Raw genomic sequence first — 21,911 nt, forward strand, 5'->3', positions numbered from 1 at the left:
GGCCGCCCACCGAACTCCGAGTTCGGTCCGGCCGAACGGGGAGATCTGTCGCCGCGGTTCGTCACCGAGCGGGTCCGGGGTGGCACTGTGCGTCCATGACCACAACGCCGAGTGCCGACGTCGTCATGGAACGCCTGCTGGAAGAGGCCATGCGCGAGTTCCCCGGCTGGGCGTTCAGCCGGGGACGGTCGGGGTGGACCGCCGTGTCGGGCGGTGTGCGGCTGACCGGCCGGAGCCTGGCCGCGCTCCGCGCCCGCCTGCGTGTACGCCCGCTCGACCGGCGCCCGTGACGACCGGAAGAAGGGCGGCAGGCCGGCCGCCCTTCTCGCGTCACAGCTTGGGCAGGAAGCCCACCCGGTCGCGGACCTCGGCCATCGTCCGCCGGGCCACGGCGGCGGCGCGCTCGGCGCCGACGGCCAGCAGGCGGTCGAGCTCGGCCTCGTCGGCCAGCAGCTTCTCCGTGCGCTCGCGGATCGGCGTGAACGTCTCCACGACCGCCTCGGCGACGTCCTTCTTGAACGTGCCGTAGCCCTGGCCCGCGTAACGGGCGACCAGGTCGGGGATGGGCGTGCCGGTCAGCGCCGACTGGATGCGCAGCAGGTTGGAGATGCCCGGCTTGTTCTCCTCGTCGAACAACACCTCCGAGCCCGTGTCGGTCACCGCGCGCATGACCTTCTTGCGCAGCGGCCCCGGCTGCTCCAGGACGTCGAGGATGCCCGCCGGGCTGGAGGAGGACTTCGACATCTTCGCCGTCGGGTCCTGGAGGTCGGTGATCTTCTCGACCTCCTTGAGGATGTACGGGTCGGGCAGCGTGAACGTGTCGCCGAAGCGGTGGTTGAAGCGCTGGCCCAGGTCGCGGGTGAGCTCCAGGTGCTGCTTCTGGTCGGCCCCCACCGGGACGGCGTTGGCCTGGTAGAGCAGGATGTCGGCGGCCTGCAGGATCGGGTAGGTGAACAGCCCGACGCTGGCCGCGCTCTCGCCGAACTTGGCCGACTTGTCCTTGAACTGCGTCATCCGGGCGGCCTCGCCCATGCCGGTGAGGCAGATCAGGATCCAGGCGAGCTCGGTGTGCTCGCGCACGTGCGACTGCACGAAGACGGTCGAGCGCTCGGCGTCGAGGCCGGCGGCGAAGAGCTGCGCGGCGGCCACCCGGCTGCGCCTGCGCAACGCGGCGGGCTCGGTCGGCACGGTGATCGCGTGCAGATCGACCACGCAGTAGAAGGCGTCGTGGGTCTCCTGCATGGTGACCCACTGACGGACCGCACCCAGGTAGTTGCCCAGGTGGAATGAGTCCGCGGTGGGCTGGATGCCGGAGAGAACACGAGGTCTGGCCATAGCAGGCAATTGTGTCAGGAATCCTGGTCGGGGGGCGACTCGGCGGCGGCCCGGCGTTTCACCCTGACCCGCGCGATCCGGCGGCCGTCCAGCTCGGTGACGGTCAGCTCGAAGCCCTGGATCTCCACCTGCTCACCGACCGCGGGCAGGTGCCCCAGCATGGCCATCACGAACCCGCCCAGCGTCTCGTACGGGCCGTCGGGCAGCCGTACGCCGGTCTCGGTGGCGAAGTCGTTGAGGTTGGTCAGGCCGTCGATCTCGATCTCGCCGGCGGGCAGGACGACGACGTCCTCCTCGACGTCGTACTCGTCCCTGATGTCGCCGATCAGCTCCTCGACCAGGTCCTCCATGGTGACGATGCCGGCGGTGCCGCCGTACTCGTCGACCACGATGGCCAGGTGCTGGCCCTCGTCGCGCATCTCGTTCAGGGTGCTCAGCAGGCGCTTGGAGGCGGGCACGAACTTGGCGGGCCGGATCGGCACGACCGCGCTGATGGGCTCCGTACGGCCGATCAGCTGGGGGTCGAGCAGGTCGCGCACGTGCACGAAACCGATGACCTCGTCGTATGAGTCGCGGTACACGGGGAAGCGGGAGTGCGGGAGCGCGGCGGCCAGGTTCGCGGCCTCGGCCAGCGGCGTCTCGGCGTCCATGAACTCGACCTCGGTGCGGGGCAGCATGACCTCGCGGAGCTGGCGCTTGCCGGCGGCGAACACCTCGGCGATGAGCTTGCGCTCGTCGGCGGTGAGCTCGGCGTGCCCGACGACCATGTCGCGCAGTTCCTCGGTGGTGACCTCCTCCCGGTCGGCCTCCGGGTTGCCGCCGAGCAGCCGGACGACCAGGTCGGTCGACTTCGACAACATCCAGATGATCGGGCGCGACAGGGCGGCGATCCGGTCGAGGAAGGGCGCGACGAACAACGACAGTCCCTCGGTGCGCTGCAGGGCCAGCCGCTTGGGGGCCAGCTCGCCGAGCACCAGCGAGACGTACGAGATGGCCAGCGTCACCAGCACGAGCCCGAGCACGGGCGCGACCGCGTGCGGCACCCCCCAGCGTTCGAGCACAGGGACGAGCTCCATCCCGAGCCGGTCGGCGCCGAAGGCGGCCGAGAGCATCGTGGCGACGGTCACCCCGATCTGCACCGCCGACAGGAACCGGTTGGGGTCGCGGGCGAGCTTGGCCACGCGCTCGCCCCTCCGGCCGCGCTCGGCCAGCTTGCGGACCTGGCTCTCGCGCAGGGAGACCATCGCGATCTCCGCGCCCGCGAAGAACCCGCCGACCAGGATGAAGAGCAGGACCAGGGCGATGTTCGCCGCGAGGGTGTCAAACATGGTGGTTGGCAGCGTACTCGGCGGGTTTCCCGCGTATGCTGAACGGCAAGCCGTACAAAATCAAACATATGTAAACAGGAGTACACATGAGGCTGTTGGTCACCGGAGGCGCCGGGTACGTCGGCAGCGTCGTCGCCGCGCAGCTCGTGGAGGCGGGGCACGAGGTGACCGTGCTCGACGACCTGTCCACGGGCCACGAGGACGCGGTGCCCGAGGGCGCCGCATTCGTGCGCGAGTCGATCACGAACGCCCACGACGCGCTCGACGGCATGGACGCCGTGCTGCACTTCGCGGCCAAGTCCCTGGTGGGCGAGTCGGTGCAGCAGCCCGGCCGCTATTGGGCGAGCAACCTGGGCGGCACGCTGGCCCTGCTCGACGCGATGCGCGACAAGGGCGTGCGCCGGATCGTCTTCTCCTCCACGGCGGCCACGTACGGCGAGCCCGAGCGCTCCCCCATCGAGGAGGACGACCCCACGCGCCCGACCAACCCCTACGGCGCCTCGAAGCTGGCCGTGGACACCGCCCTGAGCGCCTACGCGGGCGTCCGCGGGCTCGGCGCGGTGAGCCTGCGCTACTTCAACGTGGCCGGCGCCTACGGCCGCTTCCGCGAGCGCCACACGGTCGAGACCCATCTCATCCCGAACGTGCTCAAGGTGGCCACCGGCGAGCGCGACTCGGTGAGCGTCTTCGGCACCGACTACCCCACCGCCGACGGCACCTGCGTGCGCGACTACATCCACGTCGGCGACCTGGCGCGGGCGCACCTGCTGGCGCTGGAGGCGGTCGCCGAGGGCGAGCACAAGATCTACAACCTGGGCAGCGGCACCGGGTTCAGCGTGCAGGAGGTGATCTCGGTCTGCCGCGAGGTCACCGGCCACGAGATCCCGGTCGTCGTCGGCGACCGGCGGCCCGGGGACCCGGCCGTCCTGGTGGCCTCGTCCGCGCGCATCCAGCGCGACCTGGGGTGGAAGGCGGAGCGGGCGGCGCTGCGCGACATCGTCTCCGACGCGTGGACGGCACTTTCCGCGAACGCCTGATGGGGGCGCCGTTTATATGCTGTGATACCGAAATGTGAGGAGCTTTTCACCAAGGGTCACGAAGCTGCTCTTTGGTGCCCTCATCCTGCTGGGCAGCCTCGCCGCGGCGGCCGGGGTGCTCTACGCGACCTCCCAGCCCGCGCCGGCCGCCCAGCCCGTCCCCTCCTGTCCGGGGGCGGACGAGAAGGACCTTTCCCGGCACCAGTAGCCTGATCCGCCGTGTCACTCCTCCCCGAGAGCGGGCCCGTGCGCGCGCTCACGTACGCCACCCTCCTGCGTTCCCTCGGCCGCGGCCTGTTCGTCACGGTGAGCGTGCTGTTCTTCAAGCTGTCGGTCGGACTGTCGGACGGCGAGATCGGGCTGGGGATGACGATCGCCGCGGCCGTCGGGCTCGCCGCCGGGCTGCCCGCCGGGCGGCTGTCCGACGTGGTCGGCCCGCGCGGGGTGGCGATGGCCTTCGCCGCCGCGGGCGGGCTGCTCGTGCCGGTGTACGCGCTGGTGTCGGGGTTCGCCGGGTTCGTCGCGGTGGCCACCCTGGTGACGTTCGCCGAGGCCGGCGAGGGCACCGCGCGAGCGGCGCTGGTCGGGGGCGCGGTGCCGGCGTCCGACCGGGTGCGGGTGCGCGCGTACCTGCGGGCCGTGACCAACGTCGGCTGGTCGGTCGGCGGGCTCGGGGCGGGCGCGGCGCTGCACTTCGACAGCCGTCCCGTGTACCTGGGGATGATCTTCGGGTGCGCGCTCTGCTACCTCGGCAGCGCGGCGCTGACGTACCGCGTGCCGCCCGTCGCGCCGGTCCGGCGCAAGGCGGGCGAGCCGGTCTGGATCGTGCTGCGCGACCGGCCGTACGCGGTGCTGGCACTGCTCAACGCGGTGCTGTTCATGCAGAACGGACTGCTCACCATCGCGATCCCGCTCTGGGTGGCCGGCCGGACCGCGGCGCCCACGTGGACGGTGGCCGCCGTCGCCATGATCAACACGGTCACCGTCACGATCCTTCAGGTGCGGCTCAGCCGCGGCACCGACGACGCGGCCGGCGCGGCCCGCGCCCAGCGCCGCTCGGGCGTGTTCCTGCTGCTGGCCTGCGTGCTGCTGGCCCTGGCCGCCGGGCAGCCGGCCTGGGTGGCGGTCGTCGCCCTGTTCGGCGGCGCGCTGCTGCACGTCTTCGGGGAGCTGCTGCAGGCCGCCGGCTCCTGGGGGTTGTCGTACGAGCTGGCCCCGCCGCACGCCATCGGCCAGTACCAGGGCCTGTACGGGATGGGCCAGCAAGTGTCCAACATCGTCGTGCCCGCCGTCATGACCACGGTCATCGTGGGCTGGGGGCTGCCGGGCTGGCTGCTGTTCGGCGGGGTCTTCCTGGCGGCCGGGCTCGCCGTGCCGCCGGTGACCCGCTGGGCCGAGCGCACCCGCGGGGCCGCGCTGCCCCGCACGACGGCGGACGCGCGCCCCCGCTGAGCCGGGGACGCGCGTCCGGAGGTGTCGCGCCCGGGTTCAGATGAGACCGAGCTCGCGGACGGCGTCGCGCTCCTCGGTCAGCTCGCGCACGCTGGCGTCGATGCGCTCGCGGGAGAAGGAGTCGATCTCCAGGCCCTGGATGATCTCGTACCGGCCGCCGACCGAACGCACCGGGAAGGACGAGATGAGCCCCTCGGGCACGCCGTACGAGCCGTCGGAGACGACGGCGGCCGAGGTCCACTCGGTGCCGTTGACCCAGTCGTGGACGTGGTCGATCGCGGCGTTGGCGGCCGAGGCGGCCGAGGAGGCGCCACGGGCCTCGATGATGGCGGCGCCGCGCTTGGCGACCGTCGGGATGAACGTCTCGCGCAGCCACTCGCCCTCGACCTGCTCGGCCGCGATCTTGCCGCCGACCTCGGCGTGGAACAGGTCGGGGTACTGGGTGGCGGAGTGGTTGCCCCAGATGGTCATCTTCTTGATCTCGGTGACCGGGACCTGGAGCTTGGCGGCGAGCTGGGACAGCGCGCGGTTGTGGTCGAGGCGGGTCATCGCGGTGAAGCGCTCGGCCGGGACGTCGGGCGCGTGCTGCTGGGCGATGAGCGCGTTGGTGTTGGCCGGGTTGCCCACGACCAGGACGCGGATGTCGTCGGCGGCGTGCTCGTTGATCGCCTTGCCCTGGGGGCCGAAGATGCCGCCGTTGGCGCCGAGCAGGTCGCCGCGCTCCATGCCGGCCTTGCGCGGCATGGCGCCGACCAGCAGGGCGACGTTGGCGCCGGCGAAGGCCACGTTGGCGTCGTCGGTGATCTCGATGCCGGACAGCAGCGGGAACGCGCAGTCGTCGAGCTCCATGGCGGTGCCCTCGGCCGCCTTCACCGCCTGGGGGATCTCCAGCAGGCTCAGCTTGACCGGGACGTCAGCGCCGAGCAGCTGCCCCGACGCGATGCGGAACAGCAGTGCGTAGCCGATCTGACCGGCGGCCCCGGTGACGGTTACCTTGACGGGCGTGGCCATGGCCTTCCCCTAACTCACTGGATGAATTCGTTGGACTTTCGGATGTTACCGCTCGTCATCCGCAGGGCTCCATCGCGGGCACCTTCAGCTCGGGCTGAAAGTCGACCTTCTCGAAGTGGCTGTCCAGGAGCTTCTTGATGGTGCCCTTGCGGTAGAGGTCGGCGATGACCCCCTTGACGGCGGCGCAGGTCTTGGTGTCGCCCCCGCGGATGCCGACCGCGTACCGCTCGTTGTCCAGCTTGGCGCCGATGATCTTGTAGCGCATGTTCTCCCGGCTGGCGAACCCGGCCAGGATCAGGTCCTCGCCGGGCACCGCGTCGACCTTGCCGTTCCTGAGCAGGTCCATGCAGGCCGCGTAGTTGCCGGCGGTCACGGGCTCGACCTTCACCCTGTCCTGCACCTCGCCGACCGTCGGGGTGTCGAGCGCGCAGATCTTCTTGCCCTTGAGGTCGTCGAGCGAGTCGATGCCGGTGCCGGCGCGTACCAGCACGTCGCGGTGGGCCACGTAGTACGGCCCGGCGAACCTGGTCTCGCTCTTGTCCACCGAGTACGTGGCGACGACCAGGTCGACCCTGCCGTCGGCCAGCGCGGCCGCCCGGTCGTTCCGGCCGACCCGGGCGAACCTGGTCTCCTCCGCCCCGAGCGCCGCGGCCACCAGCTTGGCCACCTCGACGTCGAACCCGGTGAAGTCGTCGCCGTTCTGCAGGCCGACGCCCGGCAGGTCGCCCTTGACGCCGACGACGATCTTTCCGGTCTGGGCGACCTTGTCCACCACCGAGGCGAACATGGGGGGCCGCGAGTTCTTCTTCCCCGTCGGCGCGGGGGTCACGACCTCGCCCTTGAACGCCAGCGGCGACCAGCCGTTCGCCATCGCCGCGACGGCCACGACCGCCAGCATGACGAGCGCGGCGGCCAGCGCCAGCCACACCTTGAGCCGCCGCCGGCCGCCGGACGGCACGGGCTCGCCGAGGGGCCTGACCGCCGGGCCCCGGCCTTGGTCCTGACCCTGATCCTGGCCCTGGCCCCGGTTCTGGCCGGACTGCACGGTCTCCGCACGCCCGGAGACACCGGTCCCGGTGCCGGTCGTGTGCGGGGTGCCGGTCGGATGCGCGGTGCCGGACCCGGTCGTGTGCGGCGTCCCGGTGCCGGTCGAATGCGCTGATCCGGTGCCGGTCGGGTGCGCTGATCCGGTGCCGGTCGTGGCCGGGTGGGCGGGGGTCGTGCCGGACGGGGGGCGGGTGGGGTGGCCGGTGGCCTGCGTGGCGGGACGTTCGGTGATGGACGTGGCCGACACCCGCGTGAACGGCGTCGTGTCGTCGCCGGCCACCTGCACGCCCCTGGTGAGCACCGCCGTCGAGGCCCCGGCCGCCGTGCCGGTCTGCCCGAGCAGGCGCAGCAGGAGCTGGTCGGCCGAGGGACGCTCGTCGGGCGACTTGGCCAGCGCCGAACGCACCACGCCCCGCAGCGGCTCGTGCATCACGTCGACGTCGACCTGGTGGTTCAGGATGCGGTTGAGCACCACGGCGATCGACTTGCCCTCGAAGGCCGCCTTCCCGGTGGCGGCGAAGGCCATGGTCGCGCCCCAGGCGAACACGTCCGTGAAGGGCCCGATGTCGTCGCCGGCGATCTGCTCGGGCGCCATGTAGGCGGGCGTGCCGATCGCGCGGCTGGTGATCGTGCCGGTCGAGTCGATGATGCGGGCGATGCCGAAGTCGACCACGCGCGGCCCGTCGGCGGCGATGAGCACGTTGTCGGGCTTGAAGTCCCGGTGGACGATCGAGGCGTGGTGGATGGCGGTGAGCGCGGTGGCCGTGCCGATGGCCAGCCGGTCGAGCACCGTGCCGCTGAGCGGGCCGTCGGTCTCGACGATGTCGCGCAGCGCCCGCCCGTCGATGTACTCGCTGGCGATGTACGGCGTGTCGCCGTCGAGGTCGGCCTCCATCACCCGCGCGGTGCAGAAGGAGGCCACCCGCTGGGCCGCCTTGAGCTCCCTGGCGAAGCGCGACCTGGCGATCGTGTCACCGCTGAACTTCACGTGCAGCAGCTTGATCGCGGCCCGCTCGCCCTGCTCGTTGACGCCCAGGTAGACGATCCCCTGGCCGCCCTCGCCGATCCGTCCGGACAGCCGGAACGATCCCAGCAGCGCTGGATCGCCGGCCACCAGCGGCGCGATCTGCGGCATTCGTCTTTCCCCACGTTCACTGAACCCCAACCACGCAAACTTTACGACGCTCAGCAACTTCCCAGGGATCCGTTAACCGTTCGTGACTCACCGGTTTTTGCACAAAGCCCGTACACAGCGTCCATTCGGACCCTGTAACAGCGGTCTTGACTGGTTGGTCGCAGATCACGGGTCGGGTCTTCGACGACCTCCTCGCCGCCGCGGACATCAGAGTGCAATCAGGAAATCCTCCTTCCAACCTGGCGTCCCAACTCCGCCGGTCGCTACGGTTGATCAACATGAGCCGGTCACCGGCAGTCCAGGTCCACCGCGTGGTACAGGTCGCCTCTGATCTCCGGCCGCACGGCGACGCGCCCCCACCAGCGATCGACCTCCAGCACCACACGGGAACCCGTGGAGGCGGCGGCCGCGCAGTCCGTGACGACCACGCCGAGGCTCAAGGACACGCCCTGCCCGGCGGGGATCGTCAGGGGCAGGGCGCGGCCGTCCTCGCCCCGCGCCGACGTCATCCTCAGCCCCGCTCCCTCCACGCCCACCCCGGTGACCGTCACGGGGAAGTGGCCCTGGTTGTGGAGGTACCGGCTCACCGTGCCCTGGAGACCGGTCGGCCGGCCGAGCTCGTCCTGGGACCTCCTTACGGAGCTGTTGCCTCCCAGCTCCTCGACGCGCGGGAACAGGGCGCCGCTGGACCAGCCGGCCAGGACGAGGAGCGCCGTCGCCGCGCCGGCGGCGGCCGCCGCCCGCCAGCGCCACGCCTGCCGGCGGGTGAGCATGCCCGCCCGGTGGTTGAGCCGTTCCCAGATCTCCGGAGAAACCACGCCAGCCCCTTCCGTCCCGGAAAGGCGTATTGTGCCCCCTTCCTGGATGGGCCGGAAGAGGCCTCTTCATGGTGATCGCGATCGTCGTCGCCGTCGCGGTGCTGTCGGCGGCGACAGCGGCGCTCGTCGTGAACAGGCCGATGAGCCGGGCCGCCGCGGACCGGTTCTCGGCCCGGCAGCAGGTGGCCTTCACCGCGTTCAACGGCCCGGCGATGCTGCGCCACATGCAGGTCACCCGGCGGTTCCGGTGGGCGGGGGCGAGTGCGGGAACGGTTCTCATGGCGCTGCCGCCGGTCTCGGACGACCTCGGCCTCCGCCTCTTCCTGCCGGTGGGCGGCTGGACCCTCGGAGTGCTGGCCGGCGAGCTGTCCAAGGGCAGCGGGCCGAGACCACGGACGCTCCGCGCGCCTAGGCTGGGCCTCGGGTCACGACCGCTCGTCATCGTCTGGCGCATCTGCGCCGCCCTCTCCTGCGGCGTCGCGCTCCACGTGGTGGCACGTTCCTTCCTGGGTGACGTCGGATTCGCCGAACGCGCCGCCGCCGCGTGGACGCTCGCCGTCGTGGTGATCGTCCAGGCCGTGCTGCACGATCTGGGCCGCCCCCTCGCGCAGGGGCCCGCCGATCTGGTCGCCGCCGAGGCGGCCATGAGGTCGGACACGGCCCGGATGCTGATGGCGGGCGGGAGCGCGGCAGCGCTGTGGGCGGCGCCGCTCTCCGAGCTGCCCGGCCTCCACGACGACCTGCTTCTCCTCAGCCACGTGGCGGTTCGGGGACTGCCCCTGGTCGCCTGGATCCTCTCCGGACGTCCCCGGCCCGGTGTGCCGGGCCGGTGGCGGGTGCCCTGGCGCGCCGTGTCGGCGGCGCTGGTCACCGTCTGCCTGATCATGGCCTGGAACGGCCTCGTGGTCTGGCGCGGCGCCTCGCCGCCTGCTCCCGCGGCGCTCACCGGGCCGCTCCCCGCGCCGATCGGCTACGCCGACCAGAGCAGCCACCACCGCTGGCGGTTGCACCTGAGACGCGCCGGCTCATGGCAGACGGTCGCCCTTCCCCAGGCCCGCGCGGTGATGCCGATCAGCAATCGGCGGGCGCCGCTCGTGATCAGCGGCGACGGCTACCGCCTGATCTACCTGGACGCGGCGACCGGCCGTCTCATGCTGCACGACCTGTCCGCCGAGAACGCCCCGCGCCCGCTGACCGGCCCCGGCGAAGGCGTGCCCGACGCGGCCTTCGGCCAGGACGACCGGCACGTCATCCTGACCTGGCCCGACGGAGTGGACCTGGTGGACGCCGTCACCGGGGCCCGGAGGCGGCTGCCCGGCATCGGCCGCGTGATCGGCGTCGTGCCCGGCAAGGTGGTGGCCACCACCGGCCGGCGTGCCCTGGAGGGCGCCCCCGACACCGAGCTGGTCACGCTCGACGCGCGGGGGGCCGTACGCACCAGGACGCCCTTCGACCCGGCGTTGCAGGCGCTGCTCACGCCCGACGGCGACCGCCTGGTCCTCTTCTCGGAAAACGAGGTGCTGACCATGGATCCGCACACCGGCGGCCGGGTGCGGGCGCGCGCGACGCTGGGCGGGCCGGGCGTCGAGGCCGAGCTGGTGCGGTGGACGGAGGACGGGCGCCTGCTCGTCATGCTCGGCTGGGACGATCCCGTCCTGTACCTCGTGGACCTGGAGACGGGGAAGAGCCGCCAGGTGAAGAACGTCCCCTCCCGCCTTGGCGAGGTCGTCGTCGGCAGGCTGGCGTGACGCGCCGCCGGAGGCTTCCTTGGCGGGCGGGGGCCGCCGCCCTGAGCGTGGTGCTGGCCGCCGCGTGGGTCGCCGCGCCCCTGCCGGCGGAGCCCGGCGTGCGGTTCGTCCGCTCCCAGCCGGTCACTGCGACCAAGACGGCCGAGAAGCCGGTGAAGCCCGCGAAGCGCACGAAGTACGCCACCCCGATCCGCTACGCGTACGTCCCGAGCTGCGACGAGTGCGCGCACATGATCCTCGTCGGGGACGGCGCGGAGCGCGGCCGCCTGCCGTACAGCTTCGACGAGACGATGTTCGCCCTCAGCCGGGACGGCCGGCGTGCCGCCTTCCTGCGGGACAGCGACAACACCTACGTCGTGGCCGACCTGCGGACGGGAGCCGTCGAACGCCTCCCCGTCAGACAGCCGCGCGGGACCGTCACGGCGTTCTTCGGAGCTCAGCCACCGCTGTTCTCCCTGGACGGCCGCCACGTGCTCGTCCAGCCCGACCATCTGACCAAGGACAAGGAGGTGACGCTGGAGCCGCCCGTGATCGTGGACGTCGCCCGCGGCACGGCCGTCCGCCTCCCGGACCGCGGGCAGGTCGCCGGATGGACGACGGAAGGTCTCGTCATGAGGAGCGGCGAGCCCTCCCGCCGCTCCCCGGGCCACCTCAGGTCGGTGTGGTACGCCGTCTACTCCCCCAAGGGCGACCTGTTGCGCAGCTACACCATGCCGGGCAACGTGGAGTGGGCCGTCGAGCCGTCCCCCTCCGGCCGCCTGATCGCGTCACGGCACCGGGAGCTCACCCCCGGCGGCGTGCTCCAGCAGGGCGTCGCCCTGTTCGACACGAAGACGGGCGGACACGTGCGCACGGTCGCGCCGCGGCTGGCCACCGGCTGGTGGCTGGCCGCCCTGCTGCGCTGGGAGGACGAGCACACCCTCGCGGTCCGGGCGAAGGGCCCGCTGGGCGAGACCTCCTACCTGGTGCTGGACCTGCGCACCGGGGCCGTCCGCCCGATCGACGTCACCGGCGAGGTGGCCGACTTCATGCTGCAGCCCGCCGAGCTGAGCGTGGTGCTCGGGCGCGTCCGTCAGTAGGGCAGGCTCCAGGTGGTGAAGGACTTGCGCAGGTACGGGTTCTTGAACTTCGGGTACGCGACCGTGCTGACGTCACCGTCCGAGGTGTAGCGCATGTCCGGGTTGTTCTTGAGCCAGTCGAGCCAGGCCGCCGAGCAGAACTGCGCGCAGTCGCCCTTCTTCTCCATGACCCGGATGCGCGGGATGCCGCCCGGGTCGAACGCCTTGCTGAACGGCGACGGCGCGGGCGTGTACCCGGCCAGGAACGCGCCGGCGTGGTTGTAGAGCTTGCCGTGCAGCGCCCACTCCTTCTTGCGCGGCTGGTTGCCGTACGGCAGGGCGATGGAGTTGGGCTTGACCTTGGTCAGGTCGTCGATCTGCTTGGCGATGCCGCCGATCTGGTCCTCCACCTCCTTCTCCGAGCGTCCGTGCAGGTTGACGTGGTCACGGGTGTGGTTGCCGATGTCGAAGCCGTTGTCCTTGAGCCAGCCCAGCGTCTGGGCCTGCTCCTCGCGCACGGTCTTGCCGAACATGTCGCGGGTGACGTAGAAGGTGGCGGCCGGCCGGAAGCCCGGGTGCTTGGCGGCCACCTCGCGCAGGATCGCCACGGCGGTGTCCGGCTGCGGGACGCCCATCTCGTTCAGGGTGAGCTGCGAGGGCGAGGAGTCGTCGAACGTCAGGACCACGGGATGCTTGCCCGCCGGGACGTTGATCTTCCCGGTCACCATCTCCGACGCGCTGATCGGGACGTAGTCCTCCTTGACCAGCCGTTCGAGGTCCGAGCGGAACTGCTGCGGCGTCCTGTCGTCGGTGGTGGCCGGGTTCTTGATGACCCGGTGGAACATCAGCACCGGGATCTGGCCCAGCTCGTTCGCCTTCACCTTGCGCGCAAGCGCGATCTTGGCCGCCTTGCTCTGCTTCAGTTTGGCCGCGGCCTCGGCCTTGCTGTCGGTGATCTTGGCAGTGTCGGGCGGCGAGTCGCACCCGGTCAGGACGACGGCGGCCGCGAGCAGCCCCGCTCCTGTCAAAATACCCAGTCGCATCCGAACCCCCCGAGACGCGTACGACTGTTACAGGTTGGGCCTTACCCAGGTGATCAACTGCGCCACGCCGCGACCTCGTCAAAGAAGGGTCAGGGATTACGAAAAGCGTCATCTGCCGCCGAGGCCGAACCGGCGGGCGACCCGGGCCATCAGCTGCGACATCCGGGACGGGAACGCGTCCGGCTCCGGGACGGTGACCGGCCGGACCCGGCCGTTGTGGATGGCGCCGATGCGCCAGCCATCGCCCGTCCGCACCACGACGACGGTCTGCCGGGACAGCCGCCGCCTGGGCAGCGTGGACCGCCAGGGCATCAGGACGGAGGCCGTGCCGTGCGCCACCGCCACGTCGGGGGTGAGGAAGCGCACCGACTCCAGGTCGCCGACGAGCGCCGAGCCGGCCAGGACGCCGCGGAAGAGCTTGTCGTGGTTGAGCTCGTGCGCCGGGCGGCCGCGGGCGATCGTGCCGTCGTAGGAGACGTAGTCGGAGTCGTCGGTGAACAGGGCGCCGAACGCGCGGGCGTCCCCGGCGGTCCAGGCCGCCATGAAGTCGGCGAACAGGCGCTGGATCGCGGCGGTGTCGGCGGTGTCGGGCGAGGCGAGGGTGGTCGAACGCATGGCGCTGCCTCCGGAGGTGATATCGTCATTTCGACTGACGAAAAGTACGATACCAGAAAGGTTCGAATGTCGAAACGTGCCGTCATCGGAGAGATCGCCATGGAGCTCCGGCAGCTGCAGCAGAGCTTCGACGCCTTCGACGAGGCCGCCGCGGCCCGGCTCGGCCTCAATCGCACCGACCTGCGCTGCCTCGACGTCGTCCTGGCCGAGGGCCCGGTCGCCGCGGGCGCGCTCAGCCTCGCGCTGAAGCTCAGCCCGGCGGCCGTCACCACCGTCATCGACCGGCTGGAACGCGCGGGCATGGTGACCCGTGCGCCCGATCCGGGCAACCGCCGCCGCGTCCTGGTCGCCGCCACCGACGCCGCCCGCGCCGCCGAGGCCGAGATCTTCGTCCCGGTCGGCCAGGCCGGCGCGCGGGCGCTGGCGGGCTACGGGCAAGACGAGCTGGCCGTGATCCTGGACTTCCTGCGCACCGCCCGCAGGGTCCAGGAGGAACAGGCGGCCCGGGTCAGAGATTCGTCCTGAATTCCGGAAAACACGACACAGGGTGTCGGGTTTCCGGGCGAGCATGGTCCCACCGGCCGGCGCCGACCGCGGGCCGGTACGCACGTACAGACAAGGACCTCAATGCGCGAAACCCCGCAGGAGCTCGAAGAGCTCCAGGCGCTCCTCGACGCCTCGCTCTCCCGCTCCAACTCGCACCTGCGCTCGATCGTCACCGAGCGCACCCTGAACGCCGAGCAGCTCACCGGGCTTCTGACCGGCATGCGCGTGCTCGCCGTGTCCACCGTGACGGCGAAGGGCGAGCCGCGGATCAGCGGCGTCGACGGCCACTTCCTGCACGGCAAGTGGCTCTTCGGCACGGCCCGCGGCGCCGCCAAGGCACGCCACCTCGCCGCCCGCCCGGCGGCCAGCGTCGCCCACATGCGCGGGGAGGACCTGGGCGTGTTCACCCACGGCACGGTGGAGATCCTCAACCCGCAGGACGGCGAGCCGGCCGCCGACTGGCCGGCCCTGCTCGCCTACCTCAAGGACTTCTACGGCGCGGACGCCTTCGACTGGGAGAACGACGTGGTCTACTTCCGGCTGCACCCGAGCTGGATGACCGCCTACGCCCCCGACCCGGCCAAGCTCACGCCCTGACCGCCCACGCCCCGACCCGGTTAAGGCTCACGCCCTGACCGCCGGCGCGGGTTCGCGGCCGCGTCACAGGTAGAGCCGCAGCAGGTCCTCCTCGCTCTCGCGGCGGACGATGACCCGCGCCTGCCCGTCGCGCACCGCGACGACCGGCGGCCTGGGCACGTGGTTGTAGTTGCTGGCCATCGAGCGCTGGTAGGCGCCCGACACCGGGACGGCGAGCAGGTCGCCGGGCCGCACGTCGCCGGGCAGCGCGATGTCCCTGACCAGCACGTCCCCGCTCTCGCAGTGCTTGCCGACCACGGTGAACACTCCGGCGGGGGCGTCGGAGGCGCGGTTGGCCAGGGTTGCGGTGTAGGCGGCGCCGTACATGCCGGGGCGGGGGTTGTCGCTCATGCCGCCGTTCACGCTCACGTACCGGCCCTTGATCGTGCCGATCTCGTACAGGGCGACCGTGGACGGCCCGGCGATCGACCTGCCGGGCTCGACGGCCAGGTGCAGGCCCGCGGTCTCCTTCCTGAGCACGGCGAGCAGCTCGGCGGGCGTGGGCGGGGTGGGGTCGTCCGGCGTGTAGCCGATGCCGAGGCCGCCGCCCAGGTCGAGCCTGGTGACGCCGGTCTCGGCGGCGAAGGCGGCCATCCTGGCGGCGGCGGTGCCGAAGCCGTCCAGCTCGAAGATCTGCGAGCCGATGTGGGAGTGCAGGCCGTACAGCTCCAGCGCGGGCTCGGCGGTCACCTGCGCCACCGCGAGCGCGGCGGCGCCGGCGCTCAGCGAGAAGCCGAACTTGGAGTCCTCGCCGCCGGTGGCGATGAAGGCGTGGGTGTGGGGGTCCACGCCCGGCGTCACCCTGATCATCACCCGCTGCCGGACGCCCAGGGAGGCGGCGATCTCGGCGAGCCTGGCGATCTCGGTGAAGGAGTCGACGACCACGCACCCGATGCCCCAGGCCACGGCCCGGCGCAGCTCGTCGGCCGACTTGTTGTTGCCGTGGAAGACGACCCGCTCCGGCGGCATCCCGCCGGCCATGGCCACCGCCAGCTCGCCGCCCGTGCAGACGTCGAGGGACAGGCCCAGCCGGTCCAGCCAGCGCACCACCTCGGGGCAGAGGAACGCCTTGCCGCCGTAGTGCACGTCGCCGTCGGGCAGCGCGTCCAGCCAGGCGCGGGCGCGGGCGGTGAAGTCGGCCTCGTCCAGCACGTACGCGGGCGTGCCGTGCACCCGGGCCAGTTCGACCGCGCCGATCCCGCCGAGCCGCAGCTCCCCGTCATGCCATGTGGCGGTCTGGGGCCAGATGTCCAAACTCATGAGGGGCGAGCGTAAACAACCGCGAGGGCCCGGAGGGTCGAGCATCGACGGATTCGTTGCTCAGGGTCGCATGCCTTCACGAGGCTTGGTGCCGCCTGATGGCCTGGCCACGATGACATGCCATGCGAACACACCTGGTCATCGCCCTGGTGGCGGCCTGCGCGCTCGGCGCGGGATGCGGGAGGTCCACTTCGGGTACGGCGGCGGCCCCCACGCCGCCCTCCTCGGCCGGCAAGAGCGCCAAGGACCTCGTCCCGGAATCCGTACGGAAGTCCGGCGAGCTGCGCATGGCGACCTCGGAAGGCTATCCCCCGATGGAGATGTACAAGCCGGGCACCCAGGAGATGACCGGCGTCGACGCCGACCTGGCCGTGGCGGTCGGAGAGCGGCTCGGGCTGAAGACCCGGATCATCAACGCCTCCTTCGACGGTCTCATCCCCGGCCTGCAGGGCGGCCGGTGGGACATCGCCATGGCCGCGCTCAGCGACCTCGAACAGCGCCGCAAGGCCGTCGACTTCGTCGACTACTTCAACGCCGGCGGCTCGATCATGGTCAAGAAGGGCAACCCCGAGGGCATCAAGACCCTTGAGGACCTGTGCGGCAAGAAGGTCGTCCTGGCCAAGGGCAGCTCCAACCTGGAGATCGGCAAGCGCCAGAACGAGAAGTGCGCCCAGAAGATGGAGATCATGCAGAGCGAGGACGCCCCCACCGGCCTGCTCACCATCGACTCCGGCCGTACCGTCGCCACGATCGTCGACTCCCCCGTGGCCGCCATGTACGCCAAGGAGACCGGCAAGTACGAGGTCCTGGCCGAGCAGTACGACGCCGGCCCCTGGGGCATCGCGATCGACAAGAAGCAGACCGGCCTGCGCGACGCCGTCGCCAAGGCGCTCCAGGAGCTGATCGACAGCGGCGAGTACGGCAAGATCCTGGAGAAGTACGGCACGACGGCCAACGCCGTGCCCAAGGTCACGATCAACACCGGCGCATGATGGAACTCCCGATCGATGCGGTGAAGCCGCCCAGGCCCGGGCGGCTCGTCGCGGCGGTGGTCGCGGCCCTGGTGATGGCGTGGCTGGCCTACACCGTCATCGTCAACCCCAACCTCCACTGGGACGTCATCGCCGAGTTCCTGCTGGACGGCCGCGTGCTCGGCGGCCTGTGGATCACGATCGCGCTCACCGCGCTGTCCATGGTCATCGGCGTCGCCCTCGGCGTGGTCGCCGCCGTCATGCAGTTGTCGGACAGCCCGGTGCTGCGCGGCGCGGCCGGCCTCTACACCTGGTTCTTCCGCGGCACGCCGCTGCTGGTGCAGCTCATCTTCTGGTTCAACATCGGCCTGGTCTTCCCCGAGATCGGGCTCGGCGTGCCGTTCGGCGGCCCGATGTTCCTCCAGTGGCCGGCCAACGAGCTGATCACGCCGTTCACGGCGGCGCTGCTCGGGCTGACCATCAACGAGGGCGCGTACATGGCCGAGATCGTCCGCGCGGGCATCCGTTCGGTGGATCCCGGGCAGCGGGAGGCGGCCGAGTCGCTGGGCATGACGCACCGGCAGATCCTGCGCAGGGTCGTGCTGCCGCAGGCGATGCGGGTGATCATCCCGCCGACCGGCAACCAGTTCATCTCCATGCTGAAGACCACCTCGATGGTCTCGGTCATCTCCGGCGCGGAGCTGCTGACCGTCTCCCAGCGCATCTACCTGGACAACTTCGAGGTGATCGCGCTGCTGGTGGTCGCCTCCACCTGGTACCTGCTGCTCACCACCGTGGCCACCTTCGGCCAGCGCTCCCTGGAGAGGAGGTTCAGCCGTGGCCACTAGCATGGTGAAGATCGAATCGGTCAGGAAGCGCTTCGGCCAGCTGGAGGTGCTGAAGGGCGTCAGCCTCGACGTGCCGGCCGGCGCGGTGGTCTGCGTGGTGGGCCCGTCCGGGTCCGGCAAGTCGACGCTGTTGCGCTGCGTCAACCGGCTGGAGACGATCGACGCGGGCCGGGTGTGGGTCGACGGCAAGCTCATGGGCTTCAGCGAGCAGGGCGGCAAGCTGCACCTGCTGCGGCCCGACGAGCTGTGCCGCCAGCGCCAGGAGATCGGCATGGTCTTCCAGCGCTTCCACCTGTTCCCGCACATGACCGCGCTGGAGAACGTCATGGAGGGCCCGTGCACGGTCAAGCGCCTGTCGAAGGCGAAGGCGGCCGAGCGCGCGAGGACGCTGCTCGACCGGGTGGGGCTGGCCGACCGGGCCGGCCACTACCCCAGGCAGCTGTCCGGCGGCCAGCAGCAGCGGGTCGCGATCGCGCGCAGCCTGGCCATGAACCCCAAGCTCATGCTGTTCGACGAGCCGACCAGCGCGCTCGACCCCGAGCTGGTGCAGGAGGTGCTGCAGGTCATGCGCGACCTGGCGGCCAGCGGGATGACGATGATCGTGGTGACCCACGAGATGGGCTTCGCCAGAGAGGCGGGCGACCACCTGGTGTTCATCGACGACGGCGTGATCGTGGAGGAGGGGCCGCCGCGCGAGGTGCTGTCCGCGCCGCGTCACGAGCGCACCCGCGCCTTCCTCGGGCAGGTGCTGTGAACGGCTCGCTTCTCAGGGAGGGTTCGGCCACGTGAGCCTCGACATGCTGATCAGCGGTGGCCTCGTGGCCGACGGGACGGGCGCGCCGCTGCGCCGGGCCGACGTCGGCGTCCGCGGTGACCGCCTCGTCCTGCTGCCCGGGGGCGGCCCGTCCGACGGCGGCGGGGGGCGGGTGATCGACGCCGCCGGGCTGGTGGTCGCGCCCGGGTTCATCGACGTGCACACCCACTCCGACGCGGTCACCCTGCTCGGGGAGGCGGGCCGGGAGCTGGCCGCCGCGCCCGTGCTCATGGGCGTCACGGTGGAGATCTGCGGCAACTGCGGGTCGAGCCTGTTCCCGGCGCTGCCCGAGCGGGTGCCGGCGCTGCGCCGGTCGAGCCGGGCCGGCTTCGGCGGCGACATCCCGATTTTTGAGGACTACGACGGGTTCGTCGCGGCGCACGAGCGGGCCCCCCGGTCGAACCACCTGACCTCCCTCGTCGGCCACGGCACCCTGCGGGCCGGCGTGCTCGGCTACGAGGACCGCCCGGCCACCCCCGCCGAGCTCGCCGCCATGTGCGCGCTGCTCGACGACGCGCTGGCCGCCGGCGCCGCCGGGCTGTCCACCGGCCTCATTTACACCCCCGGCACGTACGGCGACACCGCCGAGGTGGTCGCGCTGGCCCGCGTCGCGGCCAAGCACGGCAAGCCGTACGTCACCCACCTGCGGGACGAGATGTCCCGCGTCGAGGAGGCGCTGGAGGAGGCCGTCGAGATCGCCCGCACGAGCGGGGCCGCGCTGCACGTCAGCCACCACAAGACGGCCGGCAGGCACGCCTGGGGCAAGACCCTGCGCACGCTCCCCCGCATCGCCGCGCTGCGCGCCCAGGGCATGGACCTCACCTGCGACGTCTACCCCTACACCGAGGGCAGCACGTCGCTGTCGGCGATGTTCCCCCCGTGGGCCAACGACGGCGGCACCGAGGCGCTGCTCGACCGGCTGCGCGACCCCGGCCAGCGCGACCGGATGCGCGCGGCCATCGAGACGGGCGTGCCGGGCTGGGAGAACACGGTCGGCAACGGCGGCTGGGACCGCATCTCGGTCGCCTGCGCCACCCGTCACCCCGAGGCCGAGGGCCGCACGATCGCCGAGCTGGGCGGCGACCCGGTGGACGCGGCGGCCGAGCTGCTGCTCGCCGAGGACGGCGAGGTGACGATCATCAGCCACTCCATGCGCGAGGACGACGTCCAGCGGGTCCTGGCCAGCGAGTTCGCCATGATCGGCTCGGACGGCGTGCCCAAGCCGGGCCATCCGCACCCCCGGCTGGCCGGCACCTTCCCCCGGGTGCTCGGCCGCTACTCCCGCGAGCAGGGGCTGTTCCCGGTGGAGACCGCCGTCCACAAGATGACCGGCATGGCGGCCGAGCGGTTCGGCCTGGCGGACCGGGGCGTCGTGCGCGACGGAGCGCACGCCGACCTGGTGCTCTTCGACCCCGCGACGGTGGCCGACGGCGCGACCTACGCCGACCCGCTGCTGCCCCCCGCCGGCCTCAGGGCCGTCGTCGTGGCCGGACGGCTCGCCGTGGAGGACAACGAACTCACCGAGGACAGACCAGGAAGGATCATCGGGCGGTGAACGACATCACGCTCGCCGTCGCGACGCGGGATCTGGTGACGGGCGAGTTCCACGGCGTCAACGAGGACGCCGAGCTGCCGCTGGCCAGCGTCGGCAAGCTGCTGCTGCTGGCCGAGGTGGCGATGAGCGTCGAGGGCGGCATCCTGGCCCCCGACACGCCCGTGACGCTGCACGACGACGACTACTGCGGCGGCTCCGGGCTGCTCATGTCGCTGTCCGCGCGTGCCTGGACGATCGGCGACCTCGCCCTGCTGACGGCCGCCGTCAGCGACAACACCGCCACGAACGCGCTGCTGCGCACGATCGGCCTGGATCGGGTCAACGCGGCCGCCGCGGCCCTCGGGCTGTCGCGGACCAGGCTGCTCGACCGCATCAGGGAACCGCGCACCCCGCAGGACCCGCCGACGTTCGCGATCGGCACCGCGGCCGAGCTGTCCGGCCTGGCCGCGCTCCTGGCCGGTCCGGGCGGCTGGCAGGCGCTCATGCGCGGCTGGATGCACCGGAACACCGACCACGGTCTCGTCCCCGCCCTGGTCAGGCACGACCCCGAGGGCGACTGGCTGGCCAACAAGACCGGCACCGACGAGGGCGTCCGGTCCGACGTCGGCATCATGGACGGCCGCATCGCCTACGCCGTCCTCGCCCATGGCCCCGCGGGCAGCGAGCACGACCTGACCTCCGCCGTACGGCGGGCCGGCCTGGACGTCGCCGCCCGCCTCAGCGCAGCGACGGCTCCAGCGAGTTCCTGAGCTGGGCCGAGGCCGTACGCAGGTAGGCCAGGAACGACCGGGCGGCCGGGTTGGGATTGGTCGGCCGCCTGGCCACGCCGATCCTGCGGAACAGGTTCGGCGTGGTCAGCCGGCAGGTGTGCAGCCCGGTCGCGCCCTGCAGGCCGAGGCTCGGCACCAGCGCGACGCCGAGCCCGGCCCGTACCAGGCCGATCGTCACCTCGTAGTGGTCGCTGCGGCAGCGGATCTGCGGCGAGAAGCCCTCCAGCATGCTGGCCCGCTCAAGGATCGACACCGGGTGCTCGGCGCCGAACGTGGTGATCCACGGCTCCTCGGCCAGGTCCGCCAGCCGCACCTTGGGCCGCTGGGCGGCGACGTGGCCGGTGGGCAGGACCAGCAGCTGCGGCTCGTCGAACAGGTGGACGACCTCCACCCCTTCCGGGCACTGCCACGGGTCCAGCGCGTGCTCGAAGACCACCAGCACGTCGAGCGCGCCGCGCTCCAGATCGGGCAGCAGCTCGTACGGCTGGCCCTCCACCAGGTCGAGCGCCACCTTGGGATACCGGGAGGCGAAGCGCGACAGCGCCAGCGGCAGCAGCCGGTAGCCGGCGGAGGCGAAGAAGCCGATGCGCAGCTCGCCGGCGTCCACCCTGGCCTGGGCGAGCAGGTCCTTCTCGGCCGCCTCGATGATGTCGACGACCTCCTGGGCGCGGATGGCCAGGCGGCGTCCCGCCTCGGTCAGCCGCAGGCTCTGGGCGTTGCGCTCGACCAGCCCGACCCCAGCCTCCTGTTCCAGCCGGGACAGCTGGTGCGACACGGCGGACGGCGACAACTTCAGCACCCTGGCCGCACCGGCGATGCTGCCCGTCCTGAACACCTCAAGCAGGACACGCAGCCGGTTACTACTCAACACGGGACCAAGAGTA

At 71.7% G+C, this 21,911-nt stretch carries 21 protein-coding genes; 12 read left to right on the plus strand and 9 right to left on the minus strand.

Annotated elements, in window-relative coordinates; genetic code table 11:
• The first annotated feature begins 95 nt into the window (after positions 1-95).
• Entirely contained in the window at positions 96-290 is a 195-nt protein-coding gene (locus AB0J71_RS18455; protein ID WP_352326820.1) for a hypothetical protein, read from the plus strand.
• A 40-nt stretch (positions 291-330) separates the two neighbouring features.
• Here AB0J71_RS18455 and trpS read toward each other — a convergent pair whose 3' ends face one another.
• Positions 331-1,335 (minus strand): tryptophan--tRNA ligase, encoded by a 1,005-nt coding sequence (trpS, locus tag AB0J71_RS18460; protein ID WP_364415102.1) that lies wholly within the window; start codon positions 1,333-1,335, stop codon positions 331-333.
• A gap of 14 nt (positions 1,336-1,349) precedes the next feature.
• Complete coding sequence (locus tag AB0J71_RS18465; RefSeq protein ID WP_352326822.1) at positions 1,350-2,663, minus strand: hemolysin family protein; 1,314 nt, start codon at positions 2,661-2,663, stop codon at positions 1,350-1,352.
• Positions 2,664-2,749: 86 nt separating this feature from the next.
• On the opposite strand from AB0J71_RS18465, the gene galE reads away from it, so the two are divergent.
• Positions 2,750-3,700, plus strand: a complete 951-nt coding sequence (gene galE / locus AB0J71_RS18470) for a UDP-glucose 4-epimerase GalE (protein WP_364415104.1) — start codon at positions 2,750-2,752, stop codon at positions 3,698-3,700.
• A gap of 219 nt (positions 3,701-3,919) precedes the next feature.
• The gene (locus AB0J71_RS18475; RefSeq protein ID WP_364389285.1) at positions 3,920-5,152 is read left to right on the plus strand and encodes an MFS transporter; all 1,233 of its coding nucleotides are present in this window, start codon (positions 3,920-3,922) and stop codon (positions 5,150-5,152) included.
• Positions 5,153-5,188: 36 nt separating this feature from the next.
• Here the strand turns inward: AB0J71_RS18475 and AB0J71_RS18480 are convergent, their stop codons facing one another.
• The 3 genes from AB0J71_RS18480 to AB0J71_RS18490 form a co-directional block, all read right to left on the minus strand.
• On the minus strand, positions 5,189-6,163 hold the full coding sequence (locus AB0J71_RS18480) for a malate dehydrogenase (RefSeq protein WP_352325491.1): 975 nt from the start codon (positions 6,161-6,163) through the stop codon (positions 5,189-5,191).
• 55 nt (positions 6,164-6,218) lie between these two features.
• Positions 6,219-8,345 (minus strand): serine/threonine-protein kinase, encoded by a 2,127-nt coding sequence (locus AB0J71_RS18485; RefSeq protein WP_364415106.1) that lies wholly within the window; start codon positions 8,343-8,345, stop codon positions 6,219-6,221.
• Positions 8,346-8,632: 287 nt separating this feature from the next.
• On the minus strand, positions 8,633-9,163 hold the full coding sequence (locus tag AB0J71_RS18490; protein ID WP_364415108.1) for a hypothetical protein: 531 nt from the start codon (positions 9,161-9,163) through the stop codon (positions 8,633-8,635).
• 68 nt (positions 9,164-9,231) lie between these two features.
• On the opposite strand from AB0J71_RS18490, the gene AB0J71_RS18495 reads away from it, so the two are divergent.
• Positions 9,232-10,911, plus strand: coding sequence for a hypothetical protein (locus tag AB0J71_RS18495; protein ID WP_364415110.1), 1,680 nt, complete (start codon positions 9,232-9,234; stop codon positions 10,909-10,911).
• On the plus strand, positions 10,908-11,990 hold the full coding sequence (locus tag AB0J71_RS18500) for a hypothetical protein (RefSeq protein WP_352325497.1): 1,083 nt from the start codon (positions 10,908-10,910) through the stop codon (positions 11,988-11,990). Before AB0J71_RS18495 ends, AB0J71_RS18500 begins: the two co-directional genes overlap by 4 nt.
• On the opposite strand, the gene AB0J71_RS18505 is transcribed toward AB0J71_RS18500, so the two are convergent.
• Entirely contained in the window at positions 11,984-13,012 is a 1,029-nt protein-coding gene (locus tag AB0J71_RS18505) for a polysaccharide deacetylase family protein (RefSeq protein WP_352325498.1), read from the minus strand. The genes AB0J71_RS18500 and AB0J71_RS18505 overlap by 7 nt on opposite strands.
• 108 nt (positions 13,013-13,120) lie before the next feature.
• Complete coding sequence (locus tag AB0J71_RS18510) at positions 13,121-13,627, minus strand: SgcJ/EcaC family oxidoreductase (RefSeq protein ID WP_364415112.1); 507 nt, start codon at positions 13,625-13,627, stop codon at positions 13,121-13,123.
• 66 nt (positions 13,628-13,693) lie between these two features.
• On the opposite strand from AB0J71_RS18510, the gene AB0J71_RS18515 reads away from it, so the two are divergent.
• Positions 13,694-14,152, plus strand: coding sequence for a MarR family transcriptional regulator (locus tag AB0J71_RS18515; RefSeq protein WP_364415114.1), 459 nt, complete (start codon positions 13,694-13,696; stop codon positions 14,150-14,152).
• A gap of 102 nt (positions 14,153-14,254) precedes the next feature.
• Positions 14,255-14,770 (plus strand): pyridoxamine 5'-phosphate oxidase family protein, encoded by a 516-nt coding sequence (locus tag AB0J71_RS18520; RefSeq protein WP_352325502.1) that lies wholly within the window; start codon positions 14,255-14,257, stop codon positions 14,768-14,770.
• 63 nt (positions 14,771-14,833) lie between these two features.
• Here AB0J71_RS18520 and lysA read toward each other — a convergent pair whose 3' ends face one another.
• The gene (gene lysA / locus AB0J71_RS18525; protein WP_364415116.1) at positions 14,834-16,069 is read right to left on the minus strand and encodes a diaminopimelate decarboxylase; all 1,236 of its coding nucleotides are present in this window, start codon (positions 16,067-16,069) and stop codon (positions 14,834-14,836) included.
• A gap of 122 nt (positions 16,070-16,191) precedes the next feature.
• Between lysA and AB0J71_RS18530 the strand changes: the two genes are divergently transcribed.
• Genes AB0J71_RS18530 through AB0J71_RS18550 form a run of 5 tightly spaced genes read left to right on the plus strand, consistent with a single transcriptional unit; the run spans position 16,192 to position 21,006 of the window.
• Positions 16,192-17,061, plus strand: a complete 870-nt coding sequence (locus AB0J71_RS18530) for an ABC transporter substrate-binding protein (RefSeq protein WP_352325504.1) — start codon at positions 16,192-16,194, stop codon at positions 17,059-17,061.
• Positions 17,058-17,888, plus strand: a complete 831-nt coding sequence (locus AB0J71_RS18535) for an amino acid ABC transporter permease (RefSeq protein WP_352325505.1) — start codon at positions 17,058-17,060, stop codon at positions 17,886-17,888. Before AB0J71_RS18530 ends, AB0J71_RS18535 begins: the two co-directional genes overlap by 4 nt.
• 1 nt (position 17,889) lies before the next feature.
• A complete protein-coding gene (locus AB0J71_RS18540) occupies positions 17,890-18,642 on the plus strand; it encodes an amino acid ABC transporter ATP-binding protein (RefSeq protein ID WP_364415238.1) in 753 nt (250 codons plus the stop codon).
• A gap of 31 nt (positions 18,643-18,673) precedes the next feature.
• Positions 18,674-20,257 carry a D-aminoacylase gene (locus AB0J71_RS18545; RefSeq protein WP_364415118.1) on the plus strand — a complete coding sequence of 528 codons (1,584 nt, stop codon included), beginning with the start codon at positions 18,674-18,676 and terminating at the stop codon, positions 20,255-20,257.
• Positions 20,254-21,006 carry a serine hydrolase gene (locus AB0J71_RS18550; RefSeq protein ID WP_364415120.1) on the plus strand — a complete coding sequence of 251 codons (753 nt, stop codon included), beginning with the start codon at positions 20,254-20,256 and terminating at the stop codon, positions 21,004-21,006. Before AB0J71_RS18545 ends, AB0J71_RS18550 begins: the two co-directional genes overlap by 4 nt.
• Here the strand turns inward: AB0J71_RS18550 and AB0J71_RS18555 are convergent.
• Entirely contained in the window at positions 20,975-21,898 is a 924-nt protein-coding gene (locus AB0J71_RS18555; protein WP_364415122.1) for a LysR substrate-binding domain-containing protein, read from the minus strand. The two genes, AB0J71_RS18550 and AB0J71_RS18555, sit on opposite strands and share 32 nt — an antisense overlap.
• Positions 21,899-21,911 lie beyond the last annotated feature (13 nt).

Origin of the sequence: Nonomuraea sp. NPDC049637, from assembly GCF_040675235.1 — a bacterium.
Taxonomy (GTDB): Bacteria; Actinomycetota; Actinomycetes; order Streptosporangiales; family Streptosporangiaceae; genus Nonomuraea.

Excerpts from the sequence above, each read along its gene's own strand:
- AB0J71_RS18455 (WP_352326820.1), top strand. The coding sequence starts at position 96 with ATGACCACAACGCCGAGTGCCGACGTCGTCATGGAACGCCTGCTGGAA.
- trpS (WP_364415102.1), bottom strand. The coding sequence starts at position 1,335 with ATGGCCAGACCTCGTGTTCTCTCCGGCATCCAGCCCACCGCGGACTCA.
- AB0J71_RS18465 (WP_352326822.1), bottom strand. The coding sequence starts at position 2,663 with ATGTTTGACACCCTCGCGGCGAACATCGCCCTGGTCCTGCTCTTCATC.
- galE (WP_364415104.1), top strand. The coding sequence starts at position 2,750 with ATGAGGCTGTTGGTCACCGGAGGCGCCGGGTACGTCGGCAGCGTCGTC.
- AB0J71_RS18480 (WP_352325491.1), bottom strand. The coding sequence starts at position 6,163 with ATGGCCACGCCCGTCAAGGTAACCGTCACCGGGGCCGCCGGTCAGATC.
- AB0J71_RS18485 (WP_364415106.1), bottom strand. The coding sequence starts at position 8,345 with ATGCCGCAGATCGCGCCGCTGGTGGCCGGCGATCCAGCGCTGCTGGGA.
- AB0J71_RS18495 (WP_364415110.1), top strand. The coding sequence starts at position 9,232 with ATGGTGATCGCGATCGTCGTCGCCGTCGCGGTGCTGTCGGCGGCGACA.
- AB0J71_RS18505 (WP_352325498.1), bottom strand. The coding sequence starts at position 13,012 with ATGCGACTGGGTATTTTGACAGGAGCGGGGCTGCTCGCGGCCGCCGTC.
- AB0J71_RS18510 (WP_364415112.1), bottom strand. The coding sequence starts at position 13,627 with ATGCGTTCGACCACCCTCGCCTCGCCCGACACCGCCGACACCGCCGCG.
- AB0J71_RS18515 (WP_364415114.1), top strand. The coding sequence starts at position 13,694 with ATGTCGAAACGTGCCGTCATCGGAGAGATCGCCATGGAGCTCCGGCAG.
- AB0J71_RS18520 (WP_352325502.1), top strand. The coding sequence starts at position 14,255 with ATGCGCGAAACCCCGCAGGAGCTCGAAGAGCTCCAGGCGCTCCTCGAC.
- lysA (WP_364415116.1), bottom strand. The coding sequence starts at position 16,069 with ATGAGTTTGGACATCTGGCCCCAGACCGCCACATGGCATGACGGGGAG.
- AB0J71_RS18530 (WP_352325504.1), top strand. The coding sequence starts at position 16,192 with ATGCGAACACACCTGGTCATCGCCCTGGTGGCGGCCTGCGCGCTCGGC.
- AB0J71_RS18535 (WP_352325505.1), top strand. The coding sequence starts at position 17,058 with ATGATGGAACTCCCGATCGATGCGGTGAAGCCGCCCAGGCCCGGGCGG.
- AB0J71_RS18540 (WP_364415238.1), top strand. The coding sequence starts at position 17,890 with ATGGTGAAGATCGAATCGGTCAGGAAGCGCTTCGGCCAGCTGGAGGTG.